Here is a 202-nt window from a genome sequence, read left to right as displayed (position 1 = left end):
CCAAGCGGAACAGTAACGATAACTGATAACGATGCGACTCCAACAGTAACAATAGGCGATGTAACCGTAGGCGAAGGAGATGGAACAGCTACGGTACCAGTAAGTATTGATGTAGCAAGTTCAGAAGATACAGTAATAGATATAGTAACCACCACAGGAACGGCTGGTACATCAGATTATACAGCAACAACAACAACTGTAA

Annotated in this window: 1 protein-coding gene; it reads left to right on the top strand. The window is 42.6% G+C overall.

What is annotated here, in order from left to right:
• Positions 1-202 (top strand): hypothetical protein (locus tag Q0870_RS15400; RefSeq protein WP_298556791.1); only part of this gene is annotated, 202 nt, incomplete at both ends.

The sequence above is a fragment of the uncultured Algibacter sp. genome (assembly GCF_947487575.1).
GTDB lineage: Bacteria > Bacteroidota > Bacteroidia > Flavobacteriales > Flavobacteriaceae > Algibacter_B.
The sequence above is the reverse complement of the archived record's forward strand: the minus strand, read 5'-3'. Positions and strand labels throughout refer to the sequence as shown.